The sequence below is a fragment of the Flammeovirga agarivorans genome, assembly GCF_012641475.1.
GTDB lineage: Bacteria > Bacteroidota > Bacteroidia > Cytophagales > Flammeovirgaceae > Flammeovirga > Flammeovirga agarivorans.
In genome coordinates, this window is the sequence record NZ_JABAIL010000084.1 from 1 (window position 1) to 695 (window position 695).

Below are 695 nucleotides of genomic sequence, written 5' to 3' on the forward strand. Positions count from 1 at the left end.
CGTTGTAAAGCATTAGATGAAAAAAATTATCACAATAGTACTTTTAATTAACCTCCTATTGGTTTCATTTAGCAGTTTGACTTTCGGACAATCTGTAATTCAGGGTTATGTTAAATCTTCATTAACAGACTTAAGGCCAATCACTGATGTTTATGTGGAGATAGTAAATATTGACAATCCAATATTGGAAATAGCGACAATGGCTGATCGCAATGGATTTTATAAGTTAACTGACCTTAAATTAGGCAAGACATACATTCTAAAAGTCAGTGCTTTCGGATATGCTAATCAGCAATTTGAAATTAAAACCGATAGTGATATCACCAAATCCGATTTGACAATCGAAGTAAGTTGTGAATACAGCAAAGAGCACGCTGATACTGATTGGAAGAACAATAAAGCCAAATTATTGTTAGTAGGCTCGATTGCACCGTTAGCAAATACACGAGCTGACAAAAAGTTCGAAAAGAAATATGGTGTCAAATATTATGACTTCGGTTGTGTACCAACAGATTTTGAATGTATAAAAATCTATAATGAAAGAATTTTCGAACTCATGGACAGCGAATTTGGTTATAAGTGGCGTGATAAGGTTCGAAAAGACGTGGAATATTTGAAATAATTTACGCTTTACAACATCAACTAAACTCCAATCACGGTTGACGCAACCGCTCACGTAGTTTAGTCATCACGTT

At 34.4% G+C, this 695-nt stretch carries 1 protein-coding gene; it reads left to right on the forward strand.

Annotation, left to right across the window (positions count from 1 at the left end; all coding sequences use genetic code 11):
- The first annotated feature begins 16 nt into the window (after nt 1–16).
- A complete protein-coding gene (locus HGP29_RS28350; RefSeq protein WP_168885826.1) occupies nt 17–622 on the forward strand; it encodes an FEKKY domain-containing protein in 606 nt (201 codons plus the stop codon).
- Nucleotides 623–695 lie beyond the last annotated feature (73 nt).